This is a genomic window from Enterobacter cloacae complex sp. IR53041 (assembly GCF_049238285.1).
Lineage (GTDB): Bacteria > Pseudomonadota > Gammaproteobacteria > Enterobacterales > Enterobacteriaceae > Enterobacter > Enterobacter roggenkampii.
This window is the reverse complement of sequence record NZ_JBMKHB010000009.1, coordinates 153,242-160,127: the sequence shown is the minus strand read 5'-3', so window position 1 is coordinate 160,127 and position 6,886 is coordinate 153,242. Positions and strand designations below refer to the sequence as shown.

The 6,886-nt window shown below is 54.6% G+C and carries 6 protein-coding genes and 1 tRNA gene; 1 reads left to right on the top strand and 6 read right to left on the bottom strand.

Annotated features, from left to right (window positions below; genetic code table 11):
- Window positions 1-287: 287 nt before the first annotated feature.
- The 6 genes from ACOTXF_RS09255 to aspA form a co-directional block, all read right to left on the bottom strand.
- Window positions 288-363, bottom strand: a tRNA-Phe gene (locus ACOTXF_RS09255).
- A gap of 127 nt (window positions 364-490) precedes the next feature.
- On the bottom strand, window positions 491-1,066 hold the full coding sequence (locus tag ACOTXF_RS09250; protein WP_021240733.1) for a transcriptional regulator: 576 nt from the start codon (window positions 1,064-1,066) through the stop codon (window positions 491-493).
- 49 nt (window positions 1,067-1,115) lie between these two features.
- A complete protein-coding gene (locus ACOTXF_RS09245; RefSeq protein ID WP_048961971.1) occupies window positions 1,116-2,807 on the bottom strand; it encodes a protein-disulfide reductase DsbD in 1,692 nt (563 codons plus the stop codon).
- A complete protein-coding gene (cutA, locus tag ACOTXF_RS09240) occupies window positions 2,783-3,106 on the bottom strand; it encodes a divalent cation tolerance protein CutA (protein WP_003855908.1) in 324 nt (107 codons plus the stop codon). The genes ACOTXF_RS09245 and cutA overlap by 25 nt, the downstream gene beginning before the upstream one ends.
- A 113-nt stretch (window positions 3,107-3,219) precedes the next feature.
- A complete protein-coding gene (locus tag ACOTXF_RS09235) occupies window positions 3,220-4,521 on the bottom strand; it encodes an anaerobic C4-dicarboxylate transporter (protein ID WP_003855921.1) in 1,302 nt (433 codons plus the stop codon).
- 115 nt (window positions 4,522-4,636) lie between these two features.
- A complete protein-coding gene (aspA, locus tag ACOTXF_RS09230; protein WP_003855923.1) occupies window positions 4,637-6,073 on the bottom strand; it encodes an aspartate ammonia-lyase in 1,437 nt (478 codons plus the stop codon).
- Between the two features lie 334 nt (window positions 6,074-6,407).
- Here aspA and ACOTXF_RS09225 point away from each other — a divergent pair, with 334 nt between their 5' ends.
- Window positions 6,408-6,872, top strand: a complete 465-nt coding sequence (locus ACOTXF_RS09225) for an FxsA family protein (protein ID WP_023616652.1) — start codon at window positions 6,408-6,410, stop codon at window positions 6,870-6,872.
- Window positions 6,873-6,886: the final 14 nt, after the last annotated feature.

Sequence of the window (6,886 nt, the reverse complement as noted above, 5' to 3'; positions counted from 1 at the left end):
GATGGTAGTGTGGGGTCTCCCCATGTGAGAGTAGGGAACTGCCAGGCATCAAACAAGAAGAACCCCGTACCGAAAGGTGCGGGGTTTTTTGCTTTGCACGCCAGAAAACATGCTGGATGACGGCTTCGCCTTATCCGGCCTACAAAACCTGCAGGCCCGGTAAGCGCAGCGCCACCGGGCATGGCAGACCGCATGATCCCACGGTAAAAAGAAGCAAGAATACTAAAGAAGGGATTTATAAACGCAGAAAAGCAAAAACCCAGCCATAGGCTGGGTTCTTTAAATAGTGGTGCCCGGACTCGGAATCGAACCAAGGACACGGGGATTTTCAATCCCCTGCTCTACCGACTGAGCTATCCGGGCAACGGAGCGCATTAAACCGCAATCGCGCCTTATCGTCAACATTATTTCGGGAAAAGCTGTTCAATTGCTTAACTTTGCGGCAATCTGATGGTTTACGCGTCGAATACGTCAAATTTAACAGGTTCGCTTACGTTAACGCCCCGCCCATACGGCACTGAGCAAAGCGCAGAATATCTTCCGCCAGTCGGTGCGCCGTATCCACATCGGCCTGACTACGGTTCACCAGCATGCGGCTCAGGCAGCCCTCCAGCACCAGCTCCATCTGTTTCGCCACCATTGCCGGGTCATCCACTTCAAGACGGGTAAGCAGCTCGTGAGTGAAGTCATGCGCAGCCCGTTTTTGCTGATCCGCCAACTGATGGACAGGATGGTCGGGATCGGGATAGAACGTACAGGCCGCAATAAACAGGCAGCCCGGATAGCGGTTGTTGCTGACACATTCCGTCAGGGCGGTATAGCGCGCCAGAAGCTTTTGTTCCGCAGTCAGTTCTTCATTCAGCATCAGCTGCCTGCGCCAGATATCAACCTGCTGGCTGAGATAGCGCAGAGCATCATAAACGAGCGCCTCTTTATCCGGCCAGAAGCGCTTAAGATCATCCAGGGGGTAATCGATACGGTCGGCTACCATCTCAAGCGTGGTGCTGGCGATCCCATAAATCTCAAGTAATTGCAGGGCTTGTCCCAGTACGTCTTCACGTTGCACGGTTATCTCCTCCGCTATTCCCAACGGTATGTTCCGTTTAAAGTGTTGTTTACGGTTGGCGATTGCGCAAATGCGCGCTAAATGCCGCTGCATCCATAAACCCGGTTACACGCTGTTCTGGCTGCTCCTGACCCTGTTGATTGAAGAACAGAATGGTTGGCAGCCCGAGCACGTTAAGCTGCTTCAGCAGAGCCTTATCCTGCGCATTATTGGCTGTCACGTTCGCCTGGAGCAGAACCGTCTCTTTCAGGGCGTTTTGCACCTGTGGATCGCTAAAGGTGTATTTTTCAAACTCTTTACAGGCGACGCACCAGTCGGCATAGAGATCGAGCATCACCGGTTTGCCCTTCGCCTGCGCAAGCGCGCTGTTGAGCTCATCGACGTTCTTAATCTGAATAAAGTTCAAATGTGCCTGCGTCTGGCCGACCGGCGAGCCGAACGCCCAATCCTGCAGAGGACGCACGCTCACCAGCGCGGCGGCGAGCAGGAGAATTTGCACCAGGCGCATCCACGCTTTTTTCGCCCCCAGACTGACGATAAATGCCCAGCAGAAGAACGCTACACCAAGCATCGCCCACAGGCGAGAGCCCCATACGTCACCTGTAATGCGTTCCAGCAGGAACACCGGCAGCGCCAGAATCACAAAACCAAATGCGGTTTTCACCGTCTCCATCCACGGGCCGCTCTTCGGCAGAAGTCGATTGCCGAAAACCGTAACCAGAATCAGCGGCAGGCCCATGCCCAGCGCGTAAAGGTACAGCGTACCGCCGCCAAGCCACAGATTGCCGCTCTGGGCAATATAGAGCAGGATGGCGCTCAGCGGTGCGGTGGTGCAAGGGGAGCAAATCAGTCCGGCGATGGCCCCCATCATAAACACGCCGCCTGCCGAACCACCCTGCTGGCGATTACTCATCAGCGTTAAGCGGGTTTGCAGAGCTGACGGTAACTGCAGCGTGAACAGGCCAAACATCGACAGTGCCAGCAGGATAAATATCGCCGACAGGCCAATCAGCACATAAGGGTGCTGAAGTGCGGCCTGGAACTGCAACCCGGCAGCGGCGACCACAAGGCCGAGTGCCGTGTAGGTCAGCGCCATACCCTGCACGTAAATAAAGGCCAGCAGCAGCGCGCGGGCGGTGGAAAGGCGCTGTTTGCCGCCCAGTACGATGCCAGAGATGAGCGGATACATCGGCAGCACGCACGGCGTAAAGGCAATGCCGATACCGATCAGCAAGGCCCACAGCGCGGAGAACGGAAGGTCTGCGGGAGCTTCACGCTTCTCGCCTGAAGGAAGAGGGGGAACCGTGGCAGAGGCTTTCACTTCACTAAGCGGAACCACCTTTGTTTCAGGCGGATAGCAGAATCCGGCATCCGCGCACCCCTGATAGGTCACCGTCAGGGTCGCACCTTTATCCGCCTGGTTCACCGTAACGGGCACGCTCAGGTGCTGGCGATAGATTTCGCTTTTGCCGTAAAACTCATCTTCATGCCACTCGCCAGCGGGCATCTGTAATGCGCCCACGCTGGCCTGAGCAGGCGTAATGCTCACCTGCTTGCGATAGAGGTAATAGCCCTCTTTCACCTGCCAGTTGAGCGTAAGGTCGTGCTGGTTTTGCTGGAAATCGAAAACAAACGCCCGATCGGCAGGAATGAAGTTCGAACGGCCGGGCGCGTCAAACAGCCCGGCAAAAACTGATGTGCTGCACAGCAGCAGGATCAGCGTAAGGAAGCGTTGAGCCATGAGAGATAGTCGTTATCGCCATGAACCACTGGCAAGACCAGCAGTTCCGGGGTTTGGTAAGGATGATGAGATTTGAGGCAGTCGAGGAGTGCCTGCTGGTTTGTCAGATTGGTTTTGAGCAACATCTGGACTTCGTACTCTTGCTCCAGCTTACCTTCCCAATAGTAAAGAGAGGTAGCGCCGGGGAGGAGCGTGACGCAGGCTGCCAGTTTTTCGGCCAGCACTTTGGCGGCGAGATCCTGGGCAGAGGCTTCATCAGGGGCGGTGCACAGTACGACAACGGCATCAGGCGTGTTCACAAGTCGACCTCCTCATCACGAAAGTCTTCACTATATCACGCAAGACGACTGGTCATTAATGAAACGGGCCGCTGAGCGGCCCGATTTTAACTATTTTTACAACGGCTAACCGTTTACAGCACAATGCCGCCGATGATAAAGCCGAGGATCACGCAAAGCGTAATCGCCACCACGCCCGGGATGAGGAACGCGTGGTTAAACACGTACTTACCGATACGGGTTGAGCCGGTGTCATCCATCTCCACCGCCGCCAGCAGGGTTGGGTAGGTTGGCAATACGAACAGGGCAGAAACCGCCGCAAAAGAGGCAATTGCCGTCAGCGGCGTCACACCCAGCATCAGCGCCGCAGGCATCAGCGCTTTGGTGGTCGCCGCCTGGGAGTAAAGCAGAGTAGCCGCGAAGAACAGCACGACAGCCAGCAGCCACGGATAGTTGTGCAGCAGGTCACCAGCGACGGTCTGGATATCACTGATGTGCGCTTTCACGAAGGTATCGCCAAGCCACGCCACACCCAGCACGCACACGCAGGCGCTCATACCGGATTTGAAGGTGCTGGCGTTCAGCACTTCGCTGGTATCAATTTTACAGGTGATGCTAATCAGCGTCGCGATGGTCAGCATGAACACCACAATCGCTTCGTTACGCGGCAGGACCGGGTTCTGGATCAGCCCCACGGTATCGCTGATGGCGGTCGCATAGAACATGACGGCAACAATACCAATCAGAAACAGCAGCACGGAGCGTTTCGCATGTGGCTTCAGTTCGAAGACCTGGCTGCCGCGCAGGCTCACTTCACCTTTTGCCAGACGCTCCTGATAAACCGGATCGTCTTTCAGTTCAGCACCGAGGAAGTTACACAGCACGGCGGTAATCATCACCGCAATCAGCGTCACCGGGATGCAGATCGCCAGCAGCGTCAGGTAGCTCACGCCCATCGGCTCCAGGATACCGGCGAAGAAGACCACCGCCGCGGAAATCGGCGAGGCGGTAATCGCGATCTGGGACGCGACGACGGCAATAGAGAGCGGACGCGACGGACGGATGCCCTGTTCTTTCGCCACTTCGGTGATCACCGGCAGCGTGGAGAAAGCGGTGTGGCCAGTACCGGCGAGAATGGTCATAAACCAGGTCACCAGAGGAGCAAGGAAGGTTATGTATTTCGGGTGGCGGCGTAGCATGCGCTCCGCCAGGCTCACCAGGTAGTCCATACCGCCTGCCACCTGCATGGCGGCAATAGCGGCAATGACTGCCATGATGATTTCGATAACGTCGAACGGGATTGCGCCGGGTTTAATCTGAAAGATAAGGGTAAGAACGAGCACTCCAAGACCGCCGGCAAAACCGATGCCGATACCCCCGAGTCGTGCTCCCAAATAAATCGCCAACAAGACGATGACGAGTTCTGCTCCAAACATAAGGACCTGCCTTGCTTATTAACAAGTTGATATTGAATTGTTGTATTTTGGTAACGCCTAAAAAGAAAAAAGGCACGTCACAAGTGACGTGCCTTAAGAAGCCTAGCCTGAACGGTTACTGTTCGCTTTCATCGGTATATCGTTTCGCTTTATAGGCCGGGTGCATCAGGTTCTGGGCTGAGAAAATATCGTCCAGCTCGGCTTCGGTCAACAGCCCGCGCTCCAGCACCACTTCACGCACGCTCTTACCGGTTTCGGCGCAAATCTTACCGACGATGTCGCCGTTATGGTGCCCGATGAACGGGTTGAGGTAGGTGACGATCCCGATGGAGTTATAGACATAACCCTCGCAGACTTCTTTATTCGCCGTGATGCCGTTGATGCATTTTTCCAGCAGGTTGTAGCAGGCGTTGGTCAGAATGTGGATAGATTCAAACATCGCCTGGCCAATGACTGGCTCCATCACGTTCAGCTGCAGCTGACCCGCTTCAGAGGCCATGGTCACGGTCGTATCGTTACCGATGACTTTGAAGCACACCTGATTCACTACTTCTGGCACAACCGGGTTCACCTTGGCTGGCATGATGGACGAACCTGCCTGCAGTTCTGGCAGGTTGATTTCATTCAGGCCAGCGCGCGGGCCGGAAGAGAGCAGGCGCAGGTCGTTACAAATTTTGGACAGTTTCACCGCCAGACGTTTCAGCGCGCTGTGTACCATGACGTAGGCGCCGCAGTCGGAGGTCGCTTCAATCAGGTCTTCTGCAGGCACAACCGGCAGGTTGGACACTTCAGCCAGCTTCTGTACCGCCAGCTGCTGATAGCCATCCGGGGTGTTCAGACGCGTACCGATGGCGGTAGCACCCAGGTTCACTTCCAGCAGCAGCTCGGAGGTGCGCAGCAGATTTTTGGTCTCTTCGTTCAGCAGGACGTTAAACGCGTGGAATTCCTGGCCGAGGGTCATCGGCACCGCATCCTGCAGCTGGGTACGACCCATTTTCAGAATGTCCTGGAACTCAACCGCTTTACGCTGGAAGCCATCACCCAGCTGGTTGATCGCATCCACCAGTTTCACCACGGATGCATACACCGCGATACGGAAGCCGGTAGGGTACGCGTCGTTGGTGGACTGGCATTTATTGACGTGGTCGTTCGGGTTCAGGTACTGGTATTCACCTTTCTGGTGACCCATCAGCTCCAGGCCAATGTTTGCCAGTACTTCGTTGGTATTCATGTTGACGGAGGTGCCCGCGCCGCCCTGATAGACGTCAACCGGGAACTGATCCATGCATTTGCCGTTGTTCAGCACTTCATCGCAGGCTGCGATAATCGCATTTGCCGCGCTTTTAGGAATGGTTTGCAGCTCTTTGTTGGCCAGGGCTGCGGCTTTCTTCACCATCACCATGCCACGAACAAACTCAGGGATGTCGCTGATTTTGCTGTTGCTGATGTAGAAGTTTTCAATCGCTCTCAGAGTGTGGACACCGTAGTAGGCATCCGCTGGAACTTCCCTGGTACCCAACAAGTCTTCTTCGATACGAATGTTGTTTAACATGTGAACCTTCTTTTCAAGCTGCCGATGGATTGTACTAAACACACAGTATTTATGTGGTTTTGAATATTTTCTGACCGACGATTATTCCCTCAATCAGCCAGATGCTCGAGATCATATGCTGATGATAGCGAATTGCCGTAAGCTGGATCACTTATTATCGAGCCGATTCCATGATAATTATTAATCTGTGAAATGGGTCACCGCTTTAATATTTCCAAAAAAAATATCCGTGCAAACTGATTGAATTTTCGCTAACCGTCACCATCTCATACGAACGCGTGTCGCGAACACATTCAGACAGGGGCCGATGGCCTCTGCCACACAGGAGATGCCAGTGCGCTGGATACCGTTTATTGCTTTCTTTCTCTATGTTTACATTGAGATTTCCATTTTCATCCAGGTTGCCCATGTGCTGGGCGTCCTGCTGACGCTGATTCTGGTGATTTTCACCTCCGTCATCGGCATGTCGCTGGTGCGTAATCAGGGTTTCAAAAATTTCCTGATAATGCAGCAAAAGATGGCCGCAGGCGAAAGCCCGGCGGAAGAGATGATCAAAAGCGTGTCGTTGATTATTGCGGGGCTGCTGCTGATTCTGCCCGGGTTCTTCACCGACTTCCTCGGCCTTCTGCTGCTTCTGCCGCCGGTGCAAAAGCACCTGACCATGAAGCTGCTGCCGCATCTGCGCTTTAGCCGTATGCCGGGCGGTGGTTTTAGTACTGGTCCTGGCGATACGTTTGAAGGGGAGTATCAGCGTAAGGATGAACAGCACGACCGTCTGGATCACAAAGACGATCGGTGATTTTGTTGCCCGGT